The sequence below is a fragment of the Sphingomonas sp. GW821-FHT10F11 genome, assembly GCF_058809095.1.
This window is the reverse complement of record NZ_JBXASH010000006.1, coordinates 171,822-191,534: the sequence shown is the minus strand read 5'-3', so window position 1 is coordinate 191,534 and position 19,713 is coordinate 171,822. Positions and strand designations below refer to the sequence as shown.

General features: G+C 66.7%; 20 protein-coding genes. 7 read left to right on the top strand and 13 right to left on the bottom strand.

What is annotated here, in order from left to right:
• Positions 1 to 61: 61 nt before the first annotated feature.
• The 3 genes from AC1RT8_RS17990 to AC1RT8_RS17980 form a co-directional block, all read right to left on the bottom strand.
• A complete protein-coding gene (locus AC1RT8_RS17990; RefSeq protein ID WP_493077120.1) occupies positions 62 to 1,327 on the bottom strand; it encodes a DUF445 domain-containing protein in 1,266 nt (421 codons plus the stop codon).
• Between the two features lie 90 nt (positions 1,328 to 1,417).
• The gene (locus AC1RT8_RS17985) at positions 1,418 to 4,585 is read right to left on the bottom strand and encodes an efflux RND transporter permease subunit (RefSeq protein WP_493077119.1); all 3,168 of its coding nucleotides are present in this window, start codon (positions 4,583 to 4,585) and stop codon (positions 1,418 to 1,420) included.
• A 5-nt stretch (positions 4,586 to 4,590) separates the two neighbouring features.
• On the bottom strand, positions 4,591 to 5,784 hold the full coding sequence (locus AC1RT8_RS17980; protein WP_493077117.1) for an efflux RND transporter periplasmic adaptor subunit: 1,194 nt from the start codon (positions 5,782 to 5,784) through the stop codon (positions 4,591 to 4,593).
• Between the two features lie 236 nt (positions 5,785 to 6,020).
• On the opposite strand from AC1RT8_RS17980, the gene AC1RT8_RS17975 reads away from it, so the two are divergent.
• Positions 6,021 to 6,284 (top strand): GlsB/YeaQ/YmgE family stress response membrane protein, encoded by a 264-nt coding sequence (locus AC1RT8_RS17975; RefSeq protein ID WP_493077115.1) that lies wholly within the window; start codon positions 6,021 to 6,023, stop codon positions 6,282 to 6,284.
• A gap of 90 nt (positions 6,285 to 6,374) precedes the next feature.
• Complete coding sequence (locus AC1RT8_RS17970; RefSeq protein WP_493077113.1) at positions 6,375 to 7,100, top strand: SIMPL domain-containing protein; 726 nt, start codon at positions 6,375 to 6,377, stop codon at positions 7,098 to 7,100.
• Between the two features lie 55 nt (positions 7,101 to 7,155).
• Here AC1RT8_RS17970 and AC1RT8_RS17965 read toward each other — a convergent pair whose 3' ends face one another.
• The 3 genes from AC1RT8_RS17965 to AC1RT8_RS17955 all read right to left on the bottom strand — a co-directional run bounded on the left by AC1RT8_RS17965 (position 7,156) and on the right by AC1RT8_RS17955 (position 8,206).
• Positions 7,156 to 7,407 (bottom strand): GlsB/YeaQ/YmgE family stress response membrane protein, encoded by a 252-nt coding sequence (locus tag AC1RT8_RS17965; RefSeq protein WP_478034248.1) that lies wholly within the window; start codon positions 7,405 to 7,407, stop codon positions 7,156 to 7,158.
• 169 nt (positions 7,408 to 7,576) lie between these two features.
• A complete protein-coding gene (sciP, locus tag AC1RT8_RS17960) occupies positions 7,577 to 7,876 on the bottom strand; it encodes a CtrA inhibitor SciP (RefSeq protein ID WP_272624352.1) in 300 nt (99 codons plus the stop codon).
• Between the two features lie 75 nt (positions 7,877 to 7,951).
• Positions 7,952 to 8,206, bottom strand: coding sequence for a hypothetical protein (locus AC1RT8_RS17955; protein ID WP_493077111.1), 255 nt, complete (start codon positions 8,204 to 8,206; stop codon positions 7,952 to 7,954).
• Between the two features lie 139 nt (positions 8,207 to 8,345).
• Here AC1RT8_RS17955 and mnmA point away from each other — a divergent pair, with 139 nt between their 5' ends.
• A complete protein-coding gene (gene mnmA / locus AC1RT8_RS17950; protein WP_493077300.1) occupies positions 8,346 to 9,458 on the top strand; it encodes a tRNA 2-thiouridine(34) synthase MnmA in 1,113 nt (370 codons plus the stop codon).
• Between the two features lie 125 nt (positions 9,459 to 9,583).
• Here the strand turns inward: mnmA and AC1RT8_RS17945 are convergent, their stop codons facing one another.
• A complete protein-coding gene (locus AC1RT8_RS17945) occupies positions 9,584 to 9,922 on the bottom strand; it encodes a hypothetical protein (protein WP_493077109.1) in 339 nt (112 codons plus the stop codon).
• On the opposite strand from AC1RT8_RS17945, the gene AC1RT8_RS17940 reads away from it, so the two are divergent.
• Both AC1RT8_RS17940 and AC1RT8_RS17935 read left to right on the top strand, forming a co-directional pair.
• Complete coding sequence (locus tag AC1RT8_RS17940) at positions 9,921 to 11,063, top strand: serine hydrolase domain-containing protein (protein ID WP_493077108.1); 1,143 nt, start codon at positions 9,921 to 9,923, stop codon at positions 11,061 to 11,063. The genes AC1RT8_RS17945 and AC1RT8_RS17940 overlap by 2 nt on opposite strands.
• The gene (locus AC1RT8_RS17935; protein WP_493077106.1) at positions 11,060 to 11,512 is read left to right on the top strand and encodes a hypothetical protein; all 453 of its coding nucleotides are present in this window, start codon (positions 11,060 to 11,062) and stop codon (positions 11,510 to 11,512) included. Before AC1RT8_RS17940 ends, AC1RT8_RS17935 begins: the two co-directional genes overlap by 4 nt.
• 281 nt (positions 11,513 to 11,793) lie before the next feature.
• On the opposite strand, the gene AC1RT8_RS17930 is transcribed toward AC1RT8_RS17935, so the two are convergent.
• Together AC1RT8_RS17930 and AC1RT8_RS17925 are read right to left on the bottom strand one after the other, a co-directional pair.
• Positions 11,794 to 13,482, bottom strand: a complete 1,689-nt coding sequence (locus AC1RT8_RS17930) for a GMC family oxidoreductase (protein ID WP_493077105.1) — start codon at positions 13,480 to 13,482, stop codon at positions 11,794 to 11,796.
• A gap of 21 nt (positions 13,483 to 13,503) precedes the next feature.
• A complete protein-coding gene (locus AC1RT8_RS17925) occupies positions 13,504 to 14,067 on the bottom strand; it encodes a gluconate 2-dehydrogenase subunit 3 family protein (RefSeq protein ID WP_493077103.1) in 564 nt (187 codons plus the stop codon).
• 136 nt (positions 14,068 to 14,203) lie between these two features.
• Here AC1RT8_RS17925 and AC1RT8_RS17920 point away from each other — a divergent pair, with 136 nt between their 5' ends.
• Positions 14,204 to 14,956: a ThuA domain-containing protein gene (locus AC1RT8_RS17920; protein WP_493077102.1), complete on the top strand. Its 753-nt coding sequence runs from the start codon at positions 14,204 to 14,206 to the stop codon at positions 14,954 to 14,956.
• A gap of 100 nt (positions 14,957 to 15,056) precedes the next feature.
• Positions 15,057 to 15,443 (top strand): endonuclease domain-containing protein, encoded by a 387-nt coding sequence (locus AC1RT8_RS17915; protein ID WP_493077100.1) that lies wholly within the window; start codon positions 15,057 to 15,059, stop codon positions 15,441 to 15,443.
• 122 nt (positions 15,444 to 15,565) lie between these two features.
• On the opposite strand, the gene AC1RT8_RS17910 is transcribed toward AC1RT8_RS17915, so the two are convergent.
• From AC1RT8_RS17910 to AC1RT8_RS17895, 4 genes are all read right to left on the bottom strand, one after another.
• A complete protein-coding gene (locus tag AC1RT8_RS17910) occupies positions 15,566 to 16,618 on the bottom strand; it encodes a sugar phosphate isomerase/epimerase family protein (protein ID WP_493077098.1) in 1,053 nt (350 codons plus the stop codon).
• On the bottom strand, positions 16,615 to 17,766 hold the full coding sequence (locus tag AC1RT8_RS17905) for a Gfo/Idh/MocA family protein (RefSeq protein WP_493077096.1): 1,152 nt from the start codon (positions 17,764 to 17,766) through the stop codon (positions 16,615 to 16,617). The genes AC1RT8_RS17910 and AC1RT8_RS17905 overlap by 4 nt, the downstream gene beginning before the upstream one ends.
• Positions 17,763 to 18,668: a sugar phosphate isomerase/epimerase family protein gene (locus tag AC1RT8_RS17900; protein WP_493077094.1), complete on the bottom strand. Its 906-nt coding sequence runs from the start codon at positions 18,666 to 18,668 to the stop codon at positions 17,763 to 17,765. The genes AC1RT8_RS17905 and AC1RT8_RS17900 overlap by 4 nt, the downstream gene beginning before the upstream one ends.
• A 300-nt stretch (positions 18,669 to 18,968) precedes the next feature.
• Complete coding sequence (locus AC1RT8_RS17895; protein WP_372857744.1) at positions 18,969 to 19,556, bottom strand: outer membrane protein; 588 nt, start codon at positions 19,554 to 19,556, stop codon at positions 18,969 to 18,971.
• Between the last annotated feature and the right edge of the window lie 157 nt (positions 19,557 to 19,713).

Here is a 19,713-nt window from a genome sequence, read left to right as displayed (position 1 = left end):
AGGGCGAATTTTGGAGGCGGTACCGCAAAAATGCGCTTACGGCGCATTTTCAAACAGACTCTCATAGCAGCATATCCACGCTGTGGATGATCAGGCCGACCAGCCCGCCGACCAGCGTGCCGTTGACCCGGATATATTGCAGGTCCTTGCCGACCGCATTCTCCAACCGGCGCGTGATGGTACGCGCATCCCAGCCCCGTACCGTCTCGGAGACGAGCCGGACGATGCCGTCGCCATAGTCGGCGGCCATGCCGACCGCGGTGCGGCGGACGAAGCGGTTGATCGTCGCGCGCAGCATCGCATCGCGCTGGACCGTCTCGCCAAGCTGGCGCAGCGCGTCGCCGAGCTGCCCGGTCAGCGCTGCATCGGGGTCGCGGGCGATGCGCAGCATGGCGGCGCGCGCCTGCTCCCACAGCCCGTCGAGCCAGCGCTGCATGGCGGGGTTGTCGATGATCTCGGCCTTCAGCGCCTCGACCCGGGCGCGCATCTTCTCGTCATGCTGCAGGTCATAAGCGAGCGCGGCGAGGCCTTCCTCGGCCTTGGCGCGGAGCGGATGGCCGGGGTCCTCGGCCATGTCGTGGATCAGATTGTCCAGGCCATCGATGATCTTGTTGGCAAGCGTCTCGTCGAGCCCGGTCCAGCGCATCACCGATCCGGCGCGCTCATGCACCATCGCGCGGATCATATGCTCGTTCGCCGCCAGCACCTTGGCCGCCCAGCGGATGATGCCGTCGAGCAGGGGCGCGTGCCGTCCCTCGGCGATCGCCGCGGTCAGCGCCTGGCCGAGCAAGGGCGACATGTCGAGCGCGCGCAGGCGCTGGCCGATCGTGGTCTTGACCATGCCGCCCAGCCTTTGCTGGTCGAACGCGTCGAGCATGTCGGCGGCGAGGCGCGAGGCGCCCTTGCGCAAGCGCCCTTGCGTCCCAGCGGGGCTCGCCAGCCAGCGGCCCGCCGCGCCGGCGACATCGACCTGGCGCATGCGCCGCGCAACGACGCCGGGCACGAGGAAATTATCGCGCAGAAAGGCGGCGAGCGTTTCGCCGATGCGATCCTTGTTGCGCGGGATGATCGCGGTGTGCGGGATCGGCAGGCCGAGCGGATGGCGGAACAAGGCGGTGACCGCGAACCAGTCGGCCAGGCCGCCGACCATCGCCGCCTCGGCAAAGGCCCGGATGAAACCGATGGCGGGATGGACGGGGCCGATCGCGCGGGCAGCGAGGAAGGTTCCCGCCATCAGCACGAGCAGCCCGGTGGCGATCCAGCGCATCCGGCGCAGGCCCGTAGGGGTCGGTTCCCCGTTACGAGGTACGCGGGCGAGCAGCTTCATGTCCGAAACAATCCCCGAAAGCCGGGATTGTTCAAGTGCGGAGTCGATTCGGCATCCGGCCCCGACGAGTCACGGGGCCGGATCCACGCCTCATTCGGCGGGCTGGGGTTCGTCGTCACCGGAACGATGGACGATCGTCGCCGGCTTCCGGCCGATCTGCGGAGTCGGTTCATGGTCGATCACCGGCCGCCCATCGTCGCCCGGACGATAGGTGAGCAGGCGGCGGCCGAGCTTCGGCCCGATCCAGCGTTCGATGCCCACCGCCAGGCTGAAGCTCGCCGGAACGATCAGCAGGGTCAGCACGGTCGAGAGGGTGAGGCCGCCGATCACGACGATGCCCATCGGCGCGCGCCACGATCCGTCACCGCTCAGCGACAGCGCGGTCGGTACCATGCCCGCGACCATCGCGACCGTGGTCATGACGATCGGCTGGGCGCGCTTGTGCCCGGCGTCGATGATCGCGACCGCGGTATCGACGCCCTTGCCCATTTCCTCCAGCGCGAAGTCGATCAGCAGGATCGAATTCTTGGCGACGATGCCGAGCAGCATGAGGATGCCGATATAGACCGGCATCGACACCGGATTGCCCGTCACCAGCAGCCCGAGCAGGCCGCCGAGCGGCGCCACCAGCAGCGACAGCATGTTGACGAAGGGCGGCAACAGGCGGCGGTACAGCAGCACCAGCACGGCGAAGACGAGGAAGATGCCCGCCACCACCGCGACGATGAAGTTGTTGATCATCTCCTGCTGCCACTTGGCCTGGCCCAGGGTCAGCTCGCTGATGCCGACCGGCAGGTTCTTCATCGCCGGCAGGGCATGGATCTGCTTCATCGCTTCGCTTGAGACGATCTGCTTGCCATTGGGGCCGTTGCCGCGGTCGGCGCCGATGGTGATCTGACGCTGCTGCGCGACTCGGTCGATCTTGGTCGGGCCGGCGCCGAAGCCGATCTCGGCGACGAGGCTCAGCGGGACCGAACTCCCGGTCGAGGTCTGCACCGGCAGGTTCTGGATCGTCGACAGTCGCTGACGCGCATTCTGGTCGAGCGCGACGCGGATCGGGATCTGGCGATCGGACAGCGAGAATTTCGCGCTGTTCTGGTCGATGTCGCCCAAGGTCGCGATGCGGATCGCCGAGGACAAAGCCTGGGTCGTCACGCCGAGATTGGCGGCCAGGTCCATGCGCGGCGAGATGACGATCTCGGGCCGCTTCAGGTCGCCGGTGATGCGCGGCGCGACCAGCGAGGGGAGCTTGCCCATCTGCTCGACGATCTTCACCGCGGTCGCGGTCAGCTGCGCGGGGTCGTCGCCGCCGAGCGTGATGGTCAGGTCGCGGCCGCTGCCGCCCCAGCCATTGTTCGACCGGAACGAAACCCGGGCATCGGGGATCTTCGCCAGCTCCGGTGCGAGCGACCGCTCGAACTCGGTGCTCTTCATCGTCTTCTTCTCTTTGAAGATGGCGGTGACTCGGCCGTTGCCGACAAAGGCGCGCGAATAGACCGATTCGACGTCGGGCTGCTTCTGCATGAAGTCGGCGACGCGTCGCACGACAAGCTTGGTTTCGTCGAGCGTGGTGCCGGGCACCATCTCGACGTTCACGGTGCTGGCGTCCTGGTCCTGGTCGGGCTGGAAGGTCATCGGCAAGGTGCCGAACAGCACGATGGTCAGCGCGAACGAGGCGACGCCGCCGACGATCGCCGACCAGCGATGCCGCAGCGTCCATTTCAGCGTGGACATGTACATGTCCATCATGCGGCCTTCGCCATGCTTGGCCTGTCCATGCGCCTTCAGGAAATAGGCGGCGATCATCGGCGTCACGAGGCGCGCGACGGCAAGGCTCATCAGCACCGAGACGACGACGGTCAGGCCGAAATTCTTGAAGAACTGGCCCGAGACGCCCGGCATCAGGCCGACCGGCAGGAACACCGCGACGATCGACATGGTGGTGGCCAGCACCGCCAGGCCGATCTCGTCCGCGGCATCGATCGATGCCTGATAGGCCGTCTTGCCCATGCGCATATGTCTGACGATGTTCTCGATCTCGACGATCGCATCGTCGACCAACACACCCGCTACCAGGCTGAGCGCGAGCAGGGTCATCTGGTTCAGGTTGAAGCCGAGCAGATCCATGAACCAGAAGGTCGGGATCGCCGACAGCGGGATGGCAAGCGCCGAGATGATCGTCGAGCGCCAGTCACGCAGGAACAGGAACACGACGAGCACGGCGAGTACCGCGCCCTCGATCATCGCCTCCATCGCCGAGTGATATTGCTGCTCGGCATATTTCACTTCGTTGAAGATCAGCTGGAAATGGACCTTCGGATTGCGCTTCTCGAGCGCGGCCAGCTTTTCCTTGGCGCCCTTGTACACCGACACGTCCGACGCGCCCTTGGAGCGTTGGAAGTCGAAGCTCAGCACCTGGCGGCCGTTCATCTCGGAGGCGGAGCGCTGCTCGGCATAGAGATCGCGAACTTGGGCGATGTCCGCCAGCTTGACCGTGCGGCCGCCGCCGACCGCGATCTGGGTCTGGCCGAGATCATAGGCGTTCCTGGCGTTGCCGAGCACGCGGACCGACTGTTCGGAACCCGCGATCTCGGCGCGGCCGCCGGCGGCGTTGAGGTTCACCTGGCGCAGCTGCTGGTTGACCTGGCTCGCGGTCAGGCCCTGCGACTGGAGCTTGGCGGGATCGAGGATGATGCGGATCTCGCGCGATACGCCGCCATTGCGGCTGACCGTCGCCATGCCGGGAACCGACAGCAGCTCCTTCGCGACATTATTGTCGATGTACCAGCTCAGCTGCTCGATCGTCATGTCGGTGCCGACCGCGGCATAGCTGGCCAGGTCGTCGCCCGAGGTGTTGGCGCGCGACACCTGCGGCTCGAGGATACCGTCGGGCAGGTCGGATCGGATCTGCTGCACGGCGCTGCGCACATCCTCGACCGCGCGGTCGATCGGCGTGCCGATGTTGAGCTGGACGACGGTCACCGAGCTGCCCTCGGTCACCGTCGAGTTGATCTCGTCGATGCCCTGCAGGCTGCGGACCGCGGCTTCGACCTTCTGGGTGACCTGGTTCTCCAGTTCGGTCGGCGCCGCGCCCGGCTGGCTGATCTGGACGATCACCACCGGGAAATCGATGTCCGGATTGTTGTTCACCTCCATCGTGCTGAAACTGACGATGCCGGCGACCGTCAGCATGAAGAACAGCACGATCGACGGAACGGGGTTCCGGATCGACCAGGCGGAGATGTTGCGAAAGCTCATGGCGGTCAGCCTTGCGTTTTCTGGAGGACTGGCTTGATCTTCTGCCCGGCGTTCAGGAACGCGCCGGCCGAGAGCACGACGCGCTCGGTGCCGGTCAGGCCTTCGGCGATCGCGACGCCGTTGTCGGAGACCTCACCGAGCTTCACCGAACGCCGGGTGACCTTGTTGTCGTTCCCGACGACGTACACGAAATTGCCCTTCGTATCGCTTTGGATCGCCGAGTTGGGCAGCTGCGGCAAGTCGGTGGAACCGCGGCGGATCGTCGCCGAGGCGAAGCCGCCGGGTTTGAGCGCGGGGTTGTAGCTCAGCGCGATGCGGGCGATGCCCTGGCGGGTCTGCGGGTCGATGACCGGCGAAACCTGCCAGACCTGGCCCGAAAAGGCGGTGTCGCCGCCGACGGGCACGACCTCGGCGCTCACGCCGAGCGGAAGGCCGACCAGATCGGCCTCGCTGAGCTGAGCGCGCATTTCCATCTCGCCGCCTTTGGCCATGCGGAACAACGTGCCGGAGCCCGAGCTGATCACCATGCCAGGCTCCACGCTGCGGGTCAGCACCAGGCCGGCGGCGGGGGCGCGGATGTCGAGGCGGCCGGTGCGGGCATTCTGCTCGGCGAGCTGCGCCTGGGCGACACGCACGCGCGCCACCGCGGCGTCGCGGGTGGCGGCCTTGCGCTCGAGATCGGCCTTGGAGATGAAGCCGCGATTGACCAGCGCCTGGGCGCGGTCGAGTTCCGACTGGGCGATCGCCGCGTCGGAACGCGCGACATTGACCTGCGCGGCGAGCGACGCGCCGGTCTGGGTCTGCACGGCGCGGTCGACCGTCGCGAGCACCTGGCCCGCGCCGACCCACTGGCCCGGCTCGACCAATACCCGCGTGACCATGCCGCCTTCGCCGGCGACGCCGATCGGCATCTCGCGCTTCGCCGCGAGCGATCCCGTGGCCGAGATGATCCGCGCCGATGCCTGGCGGCCCGGAATCGCGACCGAGACGGTCGGCAACTGCTCGGTCTTGCCGCCGGCCGCGGCGGCGGCCGTGGCCGCGCCGTCGGCCTTGCCGCCCGACATGGCGAAATAGACGCCGATGACGATCAGGACCGCCAGGATCGCCGCGCCGATGATCCACCAACGGCGATTCGACCGACCCTCGCCCGGCAACGCCAGGTGATCGTCAGAACCGAAGGTCGGCTGCCCGTAATTCATGTGCGTCACTTTCCCCGTCCCGCCCCAATGGCGTCGTCATTATCGTCAGACTGTATTATAGAAATAAGTCACCGACCTCAAGGGGTCGTTTTCCGCGAGAGCGCCCATGGCCGTTTCGGGCCATTTTCGCAAGAGTCCGGCTTTATCCTGGTAAAGAAACAGTTGCATCTCGGCAGCATGAGAGCGACGTTCGCCGCGGCGACGCGTCAGCGCGCCGCAATCTAGGGGAGTAAGCGATGCCAAACTCTTTTTTGGGCTGGATTCTGATTGGTCTGGTAGCCGGGATTCTCGGCAAGGTGATCATGCCGGGTAAGGATCCTGGAGGATTCATCGTTACGATACTGATCGGCATCGCAGGTGCGTTACTCGCCGGCTATCTTGCGCCGATGATGGGTCTGAACATCAATGGCGTCTGGTGGCATACATATCTTGCCGCCACGGTGGGGGCGATCGTCCTGCTGGCGCTCTACCGCGTGGTGATGACGCGCAGGGCGCGCTGACCGGCCGGCCCGTTCAGCTCAGGTTGGCCCGCGTCGCCATATGAAGGGCGCGCGGGCCAATCGGCCCGGTCTGATTCGGGAGTATTATCGATGCGTTATCTTGCGACCGCCATGGCGCTCGCCGCCCTGCCGCTCACCCTGTCGCCCGCCGCGGCGCAGGTGACCCCCACCATCGTCGCCGACGGTGCGATTCTCGACGTCACCGCCCAGGGCGAAACGACCCGCGTGCCCGATGTCGCGACGATTCGCGCCGGGGTGGTGACCCAGGGTGCGACGGCAGCGGTGGCGCTGGCCGAGAATGCCAAGCGCATGGCGGCCGTGCTCGACGCGCTGAAGCGCGCCGGCGTCGCGCCGCGCGACAACCGCACGGCGAGCGTGTCGCTCAGCCCGCAATATCGCTATACCGACGGGCAGCCGCCGGTGGTCACCGGCTATCAGGCGAGCAACAGCGTCTCGATCCGCTTCCGCGACATCGCCAAGGCGGGTGCGATCCTCGATGCGCTGGTGACCGAGGGCGCGAATCAGATCGATGGCCCGACTCTGTCGATCGACCAGCCCGAGGCGGCGCTCGACGAAGCGCGCGCCGATGCGGTGAAGCGTGCCCGCACCCGCGCCGAACTCTATGCGCGTGCCGCCGGCCTCACCGTCTCGCGGATCCTGTCGATTTCCGAAGCGGGCCAGAATGACGGCAGCACGCCGCAGCCGATCATGTTCAGCAATCGCGCGATGGCGGCGGGCATGGACGCCTCGACCCGGGTCGTGCCCGGCGAAACCGAGGTGACGGTCTCGGTCAACGTCCGCTTCCTGCTCAAATAAACGAAACGGGCCGCCCGGTTGCCCGGGCGGCCCTTCTTTCACGCTGGCCTGGTGTTTAGCGGACGCTGCCGCGGCGAACCAGATTGACGATCGCGAGCAGGATGATCGCGCCGATCAGCGAATAGACGAAGGTCGTCACGGTGATGACCTGGTTGATTCCGCCTCCGAAGAGGAAGGATGCGATCACCGAACCGATGATGCCGACCACGACGTTCAGGATAACACCCTGTTGCCCGTCGGTGCGCATGACCATGCTGGCGAGCCAGCCGACGACGCCACCAACTACGAGCCAAACAATAAGACCCACCATGTTTCCCTCCGTTGTTCCCGGCTAGTCCGGGTTCGGACTGGAAAGACTCACGACCGCTTGCATTTGTTCCGCGTGCGTTTCGCTCGATTGAACGACGACGCCCCCGCAACCATTCCGGAAGAATGGCGCGGGGGCGCGGGACTTCAGCGATTCCGACGCGACGGCGTCAGTATTTCTGCTGGCGCTCGTACAGCGACCGGTAATGCTGGATGCGCGTCACGCGCAGGCCCGGCATGCCCGAACGGTCGATCGCGCGCTGCCAGCCGGCGAATTCCTCGACGGTCAGGCCGTACCGGTCGCACACCTCGTCGACCGACAGCAGCCCGCCATTCACGGCGGCCACGACCTCGGCCTTGCGGCGCACGACCCAGCGGGTCGTCTCGGGCGGGGGCAGCGTGTCCAGGGTCAGCGGCTCGCCGAGCGGGCCGATGACTTTGGCGGGGCGTATCTTCTGGTTTTCGATCATTCTCAACCTCGATCGGGGCGGGGGGCCCCCTCTCTTCTTCTACAACGTCATTACGCGGGCGGACTTGAACACCGGCTAAAGCGGCTCGGTAAACGCCGGGTTCATTCCTTCCTGTTCCCGAGTCAGCATTTCGGCGACCGGCAGGTTGAACGCGCCATGTTCCGGCGCGAACCAGCTGCGATGGCTGAACGCCGGCACCAGATGGGCGTGGCGCAACGCGGTCGGGCTCGCTGCCTGACGCGCGGCGATCCCCACCATCAGCACCGCCAGGTCGGGCGGGAGGACGGTGACGCTGGCGTCAGCCTCGAACCGGGAAAAACTCAGATCCATAGCGCCCTTTCCGGCGACAGAGACTCGATCGAGACCGGTTTAGGGGAAGGGTCTGAAATTCCGGTAAAGCCCATCTAAAGAGCTTGGAAAGGCGTGCGGCTTTGCATCGCGGGCCGCGCGCGCCTATCTGGCGCGCATGATGACCGAGGGCGATTTCCAGCTTGGGCCGGACCTGACCGGCAAGCGCATCGTCGTCGCGATGTCGGGCGGCGTCGACAGCTCGGTGGTCGCGGCGCTCGCCGCGCGCAGTGGTGCCGAGACGATCGGCGTGACGCTCCAGCTCTACGATCACGGTGAGGCGGTGGGCCGCGCCGGCAGCTGCTGCGCCGGTCGCGACATCCGCGACGCGCGCGCCGTGTGCGACCGGCTGGGCATCGCGCATTATGTGTTCGACCATGAATCGAGCTTCCGCGATCAGGTGATCGACGGGTTCGCCGACGAATATCTGCGCGGCCGCACGCCGATCCCCTGCGTCCGCTGCAACATGGGCCCGAAATTCACTGACCTGTTCCAGGTCGCGCGCGACCTCGGGGCGGACTGCCTGGCGACCGGCCATTATGTCCGCCGGGTCGAAGGAGCCGCGGGCGCCGAACTGCACCGCGCAGTCGATCCGGCACGGGACCAGAGCTATTTCCTGTTCGCGACGACTCGGGATCAGCTCGATTATCTGCGCTTCCCGCTTGGCGGGCTGCCCAAGACCCGGGTGCGCGAACTCGCGGCCGAACTTGGGCTCGGCGTCGCGGCCAAGCCCGACAGCCAGGACATCTGTTTCGTGCCCGATGGCGACTATGCCTCATTGGTCAAGAAGCTCCGGCCCGAGGCCGATACAAGCGGCGAGATCGTCGACGAGGGCGGGCGGACGCTGGGGAAGCATCGCGGACTGATCCACTTCACCGTTGGCCAGCGGCGCGGGCTCGAGATCGGCGGAACTCCCGAGCCGCTCTACGTCGTGCGGCTCGAGCCGGAGAGCCGCCGGGTGGTGGTCGGGCCGAAGACGGCATTGGCGGTCGAGGCGGCGCGGCTGTCGGAAATCAACTGGATCGGCGGCGACCATCACGGACCGCTGACCGCCAAGGTGCGATCGCTGGCCAAGCCGGTAGCGGCGCGGCTGATCGGCGACCGGGTGGTGTTCGATGCGCCGGAATACGGCGTCGCGCCGGGGCAGGCGGCGGTGCTGTATGCTGGCGAGCGCGTGCTCGGCGGTGGGTGGATCGAGGAAACCGAGCGGGCTGTCATCGCAGTGGCTGCTTAGTCCCTTCTCCCAGCGGGAGAAGGTGGCGCGTAGCGCCGGATGAGGGCGAGTAAGGAAGCGGGCGGTCACCCTCACCCTCCCAAGCTTCGCTTGGGCCCCTCCCTCTCCCGATGGGAGAGGGGTTTTTAGCGCAGCTTGAGCGGCGTGCCTTTGAATGGCTCGGCCTGGCAGCCGAGCACCGGATCGTACGTCGCCGAACGGCTGGCGATCAGCGGCACATAGGCGGTCACCGTCTTCGTCGCGGGATCGTCCGACAGGCGGATCGCTTCCATGCCGGGTTCGAAATCGGCGCGGCAGCTCTTCAGGTCGCGGTTGCCGATATAGCGGCAGGCGCAGGCGACTCGGGCGGCATAGCCGGTGCCGAGCTCGAGCTGCGGGGTGAGCGAGCGGGCATAGAGGAATGCGGCGGCGAGCAGCGTCAGCAGCACCACTCCCAGACCGACCGCGATGCGCCTTGCCTTCATGGGCGTGCACCCTATCGTGGCGGCGATGCTGCGCAAGGCCGCCTTTCTCGCGCTGGTGCCGGTGCTCCTGGCGAGCGCCGATACCGCGCCGCCCGCGCGGCCGACCTACACCGTCACGGTCTGCCCCGGCGCCGACCTGGCCAGGTCGATGGCACCGATCCGATTGTTGTTTTCAGGCCACCCCGAAACACGCGCCGTGCTGGTGACTGCTGACGGGTGCCCGGCGCTCAAGGCCTATGCGCCGGGTTATTCGGACAGGAATCGCTTCATCAGCTGGTCGATGGCCAAGACGGTGACCGGCATGCTGGTCGGCGCGCTGGTGACCGACGGGCGGTTGAAGCTCGACGCGCCGGCACCGATCGCCGAATGGCATAAGTCCGGCGATCCGCGCGCGGCGATCACGCTGCGGCATCTGCTGCAGATGTCGCCGGGCCTCCAGCATATCGAGGTGGGCGATCCGGTCGAGAAATCGGATACCAACCAGACGCTGTTCGTGAGCCATACCGCCGCCATGGCCTCGGCGGCGATCGACCATCCGCTCGAAACCAGGCCGGGCGCCAAATTCCGCTACAGCTCGTTGACCAGCATCATCCTCGCCGAGATCGTCGCGCGGACCTTGACCGACAGCCGCGATCCCCGGGTGCGCGCCAGAATCTATACCGAGTTCGCCGAGGCCCGGCTGTTCCGGCCCGCGGGCATCACCAGCGCGGTGCTCGAATATGACGGCGCCGGTACGCAGGTCGGCGGGTCGCTCCTGCACATGACACTCGACGATTGGGGACGGATCGGCAGTCTGCTGCTCGACGGCAAAGCGAACGGGCGGCAGGTGATCGATCCGGCCTGGCTCGCCTTCATGAAGACGCCCTCGCCGACCAATGCCGAATATGGCGCGCAGACCTGGCTCAACCGGCCGGGCGGGGCGGAGGGCAAGGCGACCTTGTTCCCCGGCAAGGGCCCGGCGAGCGCGGTCGCGGCGGACGGGCATCTCGGCCAACTGGTGATCGCCAGCCCGGAGAGCGGGCCGGGCCGCGGGATCGTCGTGGTGCGGCTGGGCAATACGCCCGACAAGCGCAACGCCGCGCTGATGCAGACGCTCGGCGATGTCGTGGCAGGATTCGACCGGCCGGTGGGGGCGCAATGATCGGGGCGATAATGGCGGCGATGGCGCTTCAGGCCGGGGCGCCGTCAGCCGAGGCAGAGCTGCTTGGCCGCCGGCTCGCCGATGCCGGAACGCTGGCGGCGCTGGTGCCGCTGATCGCCGCCAAGGAGACCGAGGAGCTGGTCGCCGAGCACAAGGAGCTGAGCGACGACGAGAAGGCCGAGCTGCGCGCGACCGCGCAGGCGGTCGCGGCCAGGGACAAGGGCCGGCTGCTCGACGCCGAAGGCCATGCCTATGCCGCAGCGCTCTCGGTCGAGGATCTGCGGGCGCTGGTCGCGGCGGCCGAAACCAGCGCGGCCATCCATCAGCGCGCGGCGATGCCCGGGGTGATCGCCGCGACGATGAAGTCGGTGGGCACGATCGACTTCAAGCGCGACGTGCTCAAGCTCTTCTGCGCGAACACGGGCAAGGTCTGCGCTCCGATCGAGTAGGATTCTCCAACAAAAAGAGCGGAATCGCGCATTCTTTTTTTCTTCCGCTGTTATGTTGGATTTTGGGCCAGAATTTCTGCCTGTTACCAAAGGCTTGCCTGGCTTTTCCCTGTTATCGGATAACAGCGGAAAACAGGGGCGTGTTTGCGTGAAAATGCCGCTGTTTTACCGCTGATGACGTCCAAAAATCGTCCAACAGGTTCGACAATAAGAAAGAGCGGTCCCGGCCGATGCCCGAACCGCGCTTCGCTGCCACGGCCGCGCCGCGATGTGAATCGATGTCAGGCCTTGCCGGCGCGCAGGAACTCGACCGCATGGTGCGCACCGCGCGCCGACATCGCCATATAGGTGAGCGACGGGTTCTGGCAGCCGGACGAAGCCATGCACGACCCGTCGGTGATGAACAGGTTCGGCACGTCATGCGCCTGGTTATAGCCGTTGAGCACCGAGGTCTTCGGATCCTTGCCCATGCGCGCCGTGCCCATTTCATGGATGCCGAGGCCGAGGCCGCCATAATGCTCGCGCTGGGTGATGTCGGTGCAGCCGGCCAGTTCGAGCATCGCCCGGGCATCACGATTGCACTGGTCGATCATCTTCAGGTCCTGGGCCCCGAGCGCCGCGTCGATATGCGGGATGGGAATGCCCCATGTGTCGGTGCGGGTCGGGTGAAGCGTGACGCGATTCTCCGGGCGAGGCAGCATCTCGCCGAAGCCGCTGAGCGTGAGCGACCAGGGCCCCGGCTTGCGCAGCTTCGCCTTCAGCGCCGCACCGGTGCCGGGCTCGTCGATACCGCGCTGCCAGCTGGTGCGCAGCCCGCGCCCCTGGAAGCCGTAGCCGCGGGTATAGCCGTCGCCCGGCTCGGTCAGGTTGCGATAGCGCGGCACGTAGAAGCCGTTGGGGCGGCGGCCATGATGATAGATGTCGTCGAAGCCGGGATAGGTGCCGGTCGCGCCCATCCCGCTGATATGATCGGTCAGGTTGCGCCCGACCATGTCGGAGCGGTTGGCGAGGCCGGTCGGAAAGGCTTCCGAGGTCGAGGTCAGCAGGATCTGCGCTGTGCCGATGGTCGAGGCGCAGAGGAAGACCAGCTTCGCCTCATGGACGGTGCCGACCTTCGTGTTCCGGTCGATCACGCGCACGCCCGATGCCTTGCCGGTCTTCGGGTCGTAGACGATGCTGTGCGCGATCGCGTCGGTGACGATGGTCAGGTTCCCGGTGTTCTTCGCGGCCGGCAAGGTCGCGCTGAGGCTGGAGAAATAGGCGCCGTACGAACAGCCGCGTTCGCACAGCGACCGGTATTGGCAGGCGCCGCGGCCGAGCGCTTCATGCTCGGGTGTCGGCGCGGTGAGATGAGCGCAGCGGCCGGTGATCAGCTTCCGCGTAGGGAAAGCCGCCTCGATCTTGCGGCCGAATTCCGCCTCGACCGGGGTCAGCGCCATCGGCGGGAGATATTTGCCGTCCGGCAGTTGCGACAGCCCCTCCAGCGACCCGGAGATGCCGGCAAAGGTCTCCACATGGTCGTACCATTTCGCCATGTCGGCATAGCGGATCGGCCAGTCGGTACCATAGCCGTCCTTCGCGTTGGATTCGAAATCCATCTCGCTCAGCCGATAGGACTGCCGCGCCCACATCAGCGAGCGGCCGCCGAGATGATAGCCGCGAATCCAGTAGAAGGGCCTGTCCTCGGGCGTCGAATAGGGGTGGTCGCTGTCCTTCGCCCAGAAATGCTTGTTGGCGGTGGAGAAGGCATAGCATTTGCTCTGCACCTCATAGTCCGCCTCGATCTCGGATTCCGAGACCTGGCCGTAATTGTCGAGCTCCCAGGGCGAGAGCGAGTCGGTGTAGTCGCTGCCATGCTCGATATGCTGGCCGCGCTCGATCACCAGCGTCTTGAGTCCGCGTTCGGTCAGTTCCTTGGCGGCCCAGCCGCCGCTCATGCCCGATCCGATGACGATCGCGTCGAAGCTCATGCCCTTTCCCCGATGACCATATCAGACGGCCCAGGCGCGGGTGTCGGGGCCCATCTTCACGCCCGGTTCCCACGCGCCCGGCGACAATTCGTAGCGAAGCTCCTGAGTCGCGCCGCTTTCCGAGAAATAATAGCCGGTCAGGGCGAGGTTCCTGAAACGATGCCAGGCCGGGTCGTCAGCGGCGAAGGCGGCGATATCGAAGGCGGCGAGCCGGGCGTCGCGCTCGGCCGCGGCGAGCGCCGCGAACCCCTTGCCGGTCGCAGCGCGGGCCTCACTGTCGATCCGTGCCAGCACCGTGCGAAATCCGGCGGCGGTGGAGGGTGCTGCCCAATTGGTCATCATCGCGTCGATGAAGGCGGGCACCCCGGCTTCGAGCGCGCCCGGCGTGTCGGTACGCGGGATGAAGGCGGCGCAGACCGAGTCGAGCACGGCGCGCTCGGCGGGCGTGAAGAAGGCCTTGGTGGGAGCGGTCGCAAAGGCGATGTCGGGCAGGCCGGCCATGGCGCCGCCGACGAGCAGGATCGCACGCCGCAGAAGCGCGCGGCGATCTAGCGCGGAGCTGTCGAGCCTTGGGCCGTCGGCCATTCCATCACCCTCTCATCGCACAGGGCGCTTGTGCGCCTCCCGCTTGCGCGCCAGACTGCCGGGTGGGGCTGACCTTGTCCAGCCTTATGCGTTACCGGTACCAAGCAAAGAGCGCTGGCCGTGGGGAGGATCGATGATGAGACAAATGCTGCGCCTGCTGGCGATTCTCCTTGGTGCGCTGACCCTGGTGGGTGGGGGTGCCGCGTGGGCGAAAGAGGCGCCGCGCGTCCTGATCTTCACCTATTCGACCGGCTATCGCCATGTCTCGATCGAGCCGGGCGTGGCCGCGCTCCAGGCGATGGGCAGGAAAATGGGCGTGACGATGACGACCAGCGCCGATCCGGCGGTCTTCAGCACCGATGGGCTGAAGGGCGTGGATGCGATCATCCTGATCAGCAACACCAGCAAGAAGGACGATCCGACCTCGGAATGGCTGACCGGCACGAAGCGCGACGCGTTGCAGGCCTTCGTCCATCGCGGCGGCGGGATCGTCGGCATCCATGCCGCGGCGGATTCGCATTTCAACTGGCCCTGGTACGGCAAGATGATGGGCGGCTATTTCCAGCGTCACCCCAAGGGCACGCCCGAGGGAACCGTGACCGTGATCGATCCGACGCATCCGGTGATGAAGGGGCTGGCGCCGGTCAGCCGGCATGTCGACGAATGGTATTATTATGACGATTACGACCCGCGGCTGCATTTGCTGGCGACAGTCGATCCGGCCTCGATCGGCGAGGCGGACGCGAACCCCAATCCGGTGGCATGGGTGCACGAGTTCGAGGGCGGACGGGTGTTCTACACCGCGATGGGGCACACCGACGAATCGTACCGGGACCCGTGGTTCCTGCGGCAGCTGGAGAATGGGTTGAACTGGGTGATGCGGCGGTAGGGGTGCCTTTCTCCCCTCCCTGAAAGGGAGGGGTCGGGGGTGGGTAGGCGAGCGAAGCTCGCCGTTCTACGCTGGCCTGATGCGACGCATTCCGAGAGTCATGGTCGACCGGGCACGGTCGTTGCGGCGCGAGGCGACAGAGGCCGAGCGGACGCTCTGGCGGTTGTTGTCACGGTACCGCCCTTCGTTCACCCGGCAATTGGTGATCGACCGTTACATCGTCGATCTGGCGTGCCGCGCCGCGAAACTGGCGATCGAGTTCGACGGCGGGCAGCATCATGAACAGACGGCCTATGATGCGGAGCGGACGGCGGTGCTCGAGGGGCTTGGGTGGAAAGTCATTCGCCTGTGGAATAGCGATGTGATGGCCAATCCGGAGGGCGCCGCCGAGTATATCCTGTCGGAGGCCGCCGAGTGCCTCGGCGGTACCCACCCCCAGCCCCTCCCTTCCAGGGAGGGGAGAGTCAGGCGGCCGCGTTTTGGCTAGGGGCGGAGCGATCTGGCTCGGTCTGTCATCAGCTTCGGAACGCGGCGCATTTGGCTAGCGTAGAGCGGCGAGCTTTGCTCGCCTACCCACCCCCGGCCCCTCCCTTTCAGGGAGGGGAGAAGTCAGCCCCGCTCCAGCCCCAATATCCGCCGGTTGCGCGCCGCATCCGGCGCAGCTCCCGCGAAGTCGTCGAACGCCCGGTCCGCCTTGCGGATCATGTGCGCTTCGACGAACGGCGCGCCTTCGGCGGCGCCCTGTTCGGGGTGCTTGAAGCAGCATTCCCATTCGACCACCGCCCAGCCGGCATAATCGTATTTGGTGAAGGCCGAGAAGATCGCGCCGAAATCGATCTGGCCGTCGCCGAGCGAGCGGAAACGGCCGGGGCGGTCGGCCCAGTCGGCATAGCCGCCATAGACGCCGGCGCGGCCATTGGGGCGGAACTCGGCGTCCTTCACATGGAACATGCGGATGCGGTCGTGATACCGGTCGATGAAGTCGACATAGTCGAGCTGCTGCAGCAGGAAATGGCTCGGATCGTAGAGGATATTGGCGCGGGGGTGATTGCCGACCGCGGTCAGGAAACGCTCCCAGCTGATCCCGTCATGCAAATCCTCGCCCGGATGGATCTCATAGCACGCGTCGACCCCATTCTCCTCGAACACATCGAGCAGCGGCAGCCAGCGCGTCGCCAGCTCCCTGAAACCTTCTTCGACCAGCCCGGCGGGGCGTTGCGGCCAGGGATACATCGTGTGCCAGAGCAGCGCGCCGGAGAAAGTGGCGTGCGCGTTCAGCCCCAAACGGCGGCTGGCGCGGGCGGCCATGCGGACCTGTTCCCTGGCCCATTCGGTGCGCTCGGCCGGCTTGCCGTGCACTTCGGCGGGGGCAAAGGCGTCGAACAATTCGTCATAGGCGGGGTGGACCGCGACGAGCTGGCCCTGGAGATGAGTCGACAGCTCCGTGATCGCGACGCCGGCCTCGGCGCAGACGCCGGCGACCTCGTCGCAATAGTCCTGGCTCTCGGACGCCTGTTTCAGGTCGAACAGCCGCGCATCCCAGGTCGGGATCTGCACCCCGGCATAGCCGAGACCGGCCGCCCATTTCGCGATCGAGCCCAGCGAATTATACGGCGCTGCATCGCCGGCGAACTGCGCCAGGAAGATGGCGGGACCCTTCATGAATCGTCTCCAAGATCGGTCCAGGTGCCGCCGCCGGCGCTGCTGTCATGAGCGGCCTGGATGAACCGCATGCCGGCAACGCCGTCGGCGAGGCTGGCATAGCAAGGCAAGGCAGGCGCGTTGCCGCGTACCGCGTCGGCGAAATCGCGATAGATATTGGCGAAAGCCTCGAGATAACCCTCGGGATGGCCCGAGGGCACGCGGGTGACGCGCATCGCCGCCTCGCTCAGATAAGTCCGATCGACGCCGGGCGTCCAGATCTCGTCCGGCCCGCCGCGCCTTGCGACGCGCAGATGGTTGGGATGCTCCTGATGCCAGTGGATCCCCGCCTTTTCGCACCAGACCGATATCTCCAGCCCGTTCGAATCGCCGGTGCAGATCTGGCTCGCGACGAGGGTGCCGCGTCCGCCGCCCGAGAGGTGGAACATCGCCGCACCGTCATCGTCGAGCAGCCGGCCGGGGACGGCGGCGCGCAGCTCGGCCGAGAGGCGCGTCATGCGCTCGCCGGTGAAATATTCGACCAAGTTGAAGGCGTGCGTGCCGATATCGCCGAACGCGCCGGCCAGGCCCGAGCGCGCCGGATCGATGCGCCATTCGGCCTGCTTGCCGACGGCGTCGCCGGCCTCCGCCAGCCATCCTTGGGTATAGCGCACCGCGACGCGCCGCACCGCGCCGAGGTCTCCCGCCGCGACGAGTGCGCGCGCCTGGCGCACCATCGGGTAACCGAGATAGGTGTGCGTGACGCCGACCAGCCCACCGGTGCGTGTCGCCGCCGCCTGAAAGGCGAGCGCTGCGTCGAGCGTATCGGTCAGCGGCTTGTCGGTGAGCACCGGAAAGCCCGCCTCCAGCGCGGCGATGGCGACGGGCGCATGGACATGGTTGGGGGTGACGATCGCGATGAACTCGGCGCGCTCGTCCTCCGGCAACGCCTTCTCGCCGTCGAGCAGCGCCTGGTAGCTGGCATAGCTGCGGTCGGGCGCAATGCCCGCCGCGACGCCCGAACGCTTCGCGCGCTCCGGATCGCTGCTCAGCGCGCCGGCGACCAGCCGGCAATTGCCGGCGATATCGGCGGCGGTGCGGTGGACCGGGCCGATGAAGGCGCCCTCTCCACCGCCGACCATGGCGTATCTGACCGGCCCGCTTGTCATGCGGCCAGTGTCTTCAGATAGGCCAGGCTTTCGGCGATCGCGGCGAGCGGGGGCTGCGCCCAGGGCGCTTCCTGCTCGACGAACCAGCTCTTGATCGGCGCCGCCCTGGCCGCGGCGAAGACCGAAGGCCAGTCGATGCTGCCCTTGCCGATCGGCACGGTGGTCAGGTCGTCGGCGATCCGCCCGGCCTTGCGCTCCTTCGTCGCGATGTCCTTGACGTGAAGCAACTCGATCCGCGCGCCATGCTCCTTCAGCACATGCGCCGGATCATGCCCGGCCGCGGCGACCCAGCCGAGATCGACCTCGAACGCGACGAGCGCGGGATCGGTGTGTTCGAGCAATTCATGGAAGGCGTTCTTGCCGTCATAAACGAGGAATTCGGCCGGATGGTTGTGATAGGCGAAGCGCATGCCGAGCGCCTTGGCCCGCGCGCCGACCTCGTTCATCCGCGCGGCGTTGCGCCGCCAGTCGTCGAGCGTCATCGCTTCGGCAACGGCGTGGATCCAGGGGCGGTTCGGATCGAGCGGTTTCGTCGAGGCGGGAGAGGAAGCGACGAAATAGGTCACGCCGACGTCGCGCGCGGCGGCGAGCTTGGCTTCGAACTCGTCCATCAGGTCGCGCATCGAATAATGGCAGGAGATGCAGTCGAGCCCCGCGGCGGCCACGCCTTTACGGAAATCGGCCGGCGAGAGGCCGACCCAGCCGGCGGCCTCGACTCGGTCATAGCCGATCGCCTTTACCGATTTCAGCGTGCCGGCGAAGTCCTTCGCCAGATCGTCCTTCACTGCCCAGAGCTGAAGCCCCGGCGGCAGCCCGAGCGGCATGGCGCGGGCATTGATGGGCAGAAGCGCGGTGGCAATGGCAGCGCCTGTGGCGCCGAGAAAAGTGCGGCGATCGAGCATCGGACCCCTCCTGAGGGAGAAGCGGGCTGGCGCCGCCTTGTTGCACGATGTTGTGCGCTCCCATCCTATATGATGGACCGGGGAATAGCGGCGATGCAAGCCGCAAGAACAACCGTCCGCCGCACGTAAACGCGGCGCGACCGATTCAGAGCGTGCCGGTCCACACCCCGATCATGATGATGAGGGGGAAGCTGGCGAGGATGACGGGCATGATCTGCTTCACGGGATGTCTCCTGCGCGCGGGGCAGCGCCGGGTGACCGGCGCTGCCCTTTTGCGGGTGGTGGAAAGGCGGGTGCCGCTCAGAAACGATACCCCGCGCCGAGCAGGACCTGGTGACGCGAAACATCGTCGCCATAGTCGCTGAAGCGGTACTCGGCCTTGGCGTAGAGATGGTCGCCCAGCATCTGCTCGACGCCGGCACCGAGGCGGTAGCCGTCTTCGTTGGTGCTGACATGGGTGACGGTGCCGCCGGTGGTCGAGCGCAGGCGGAACTGGCTGTTGGCATAGCCCGCCTTCACATAGAGCAACGTGCTCGGCGCGACTTTCGCGCCCAGGCGCAGCGACGCGTCGAGATCGCGGCCGGTGGTCAGGTGCAGGTTGGTGCCGCCGATCAGCGCGTCGGCGCTGCCCGACACCTGCCAGCCGATGCCGGCCTCGGCGCCGATGGTGAAGGTCGAGCCGATCGGCAGGTCGTACCCGATCGCGCCGCCGACGCGCACGCCGTGCACGCTGTCCTGGCTGGTCGGCAGGCCGTCGGCCTGAGTCGAATCATAGCCGAAGGTCGCTTCGATACGGGGACCGGTGAAGCTGCTCGCCTCGTCCTGCGCAAAAGCAGGGGTTGCCGCGAACGCAGCGGCGGTGGCGAGAAGGAGGAAGGTAGAACGCATTGCAGGTGTATTCCCTTGGATGTTCTCCCGGTCATCGTACCGGGCTGTTGTCAGCGGCTCGGATTGGCCGCGCTGGGGGGCCGCTAACGGGAACGGATGCGGAATGAACCCCGGTCGCGACCGGTGCGACGAAGCTGCGGCGGAGGCGGGGTGCGGT

Excerpts from the sequence above, each read along its gene's own strand:
- AC1RT8_RS17980 (WP_493077117.1), bottom strand. The coding sequence starts at position 5,784 with ATGAATTACGGGCAGCCGACCTTCGGTTCTGACGATCACCTGGCGTTG.
- AC1RT8_RS17970 (WP_493077113.1), top strand. The coding sequence starts at position 6,375 with ATGCGTTATCTTGCGACCGCCATGGCGCTCGCCGCCCTGCCGCTCACC.
- AC1RT8_RS17920 (WP_493077102.1), top strand. The coding sequence starts at position 14,204 with ATGAGACAAATGCTGCGCCTGCTGGCGATTCTCCTTGGTGCGCTGACC.
- AC1RT8_RS17935 (WP_493077106.1), top strand. The coding sequence starts at position 11,060 with ATGATCGGGGCGATAATGGCGGCGATGGCGCTTCAGGCCGGGGCGCCG.
- AC1RT8_RS17930 (WP_493077105.1), bottom strand. The coding sequence starts at position 13,482 with ATGAGCTTCGACGCGATCGTCATCGGATCGGGCATGAGCGGCGGCTGG.
- mnmA (WP_493077300.1), top strand. The coding sequence starts at position 8,346 with ATGACCGAGGGCGATTTCCAGCTTGGGCCGGACCTGACCGGCAAGCGC.
- AC1RT8_RS17915 (WP_493077100.1), top strand. The coding sequence starts at position 15,057 with ATGGTCGACCGGGCACGGTCGTTGCGGCGCGAGGCGACAGAGGCCGAG.
- AC1RT8_RS17955 (WP_493077111.1), bottom strand. The coding sequence starts at position 8,206 with ATGGATCTGAGTTTTTCCCGGTTCGAGGCTGACGCCAGCGTCACCGTC.
- AC1RT8_RS17900 (WP_493077094.1), bottom strand. The coding sequence starts at position 18,668 with ATGCTCGATCGCCGCACTTTTCTCGGCGCCACAGGCGCTGCCATTGCC.
- AC1RT8_RS17975 (WP_493077115.1), top strand. The coding sequence starts at position 6,021 with ATGCCAAACTCTTTTTTGGGCTGGATTCTGATTGGTCTGGTAGCCGGG.
- AC1RT8_RS17925 (WP_493077103.1), bottom strand. The coding sequence starts at position 14,067 with ATGGCCGACGGCCCAAGGCTCGACAGCTCCGCGCTAGATCGCCGCGCG.
- AC1RT8_RS17905 (WP_493077096.1), bottom strand. The coding sequence starts at position 17,766 with ATGACAAGCGGGCCGGTCAGATACGCCATGGTCGGCGGTGGAGAGGGC.
- AC1RT8_RS17940 (WP_493077108.1), top strand. The coding sequence starts at position 9,921 with ATGGGCGTGCACCCTATCGTGGCGGCGATGCTGCGCAAGGCCGCCTTT.
- AC1RT8_RS17945 (WP_493077109.1), bottom strand. The coding sequence starts at position 9,922 with ATGAAGGCAAGGCGCATCGCGGTCGGTCTGGGAGTGGTGCTGCTGACG.
- AC1RT8_RS17990 (WP_493077120.1), bottom strand. The coding sequence starts at position 1,327 with ATGAAGCTGCTCGCCCGCGTACCTCGTAACGGGGAACCGACCCCTACG.
- AC1RT8_RS17910 (WP_493077098.1), bottom strand. The coding sequence starts at position 16,618 with ATGAAGGGTCCCGCCATCTTCCTGGCGCAGTTCGCCGGCGATGCAGCG.
- sciP (WP_272624352.1), bottom strand. The coding sequence starts at position 7,876 with ATGATCGAAAACCAGAAGATACGCCCCGCCAAAGTCATCGGCCCGCTC.
- AC1RT8_RS17895 (WP_372857744.1), bottom strand. The coding sequence starts at position 19,556 with ATGCGTTCTACCTTCCTCCTTCTCGCCACCGCCGCTGCGTTCGCGGCA.
- AC1RT8_RS17985 (WP_493077119.1), bottom strand. The coding sequence starts at position 4,585 with ATGAGCTTTCGCAACATCTCCGCCTGGTCGATCCGGAACCCCGTTCCG.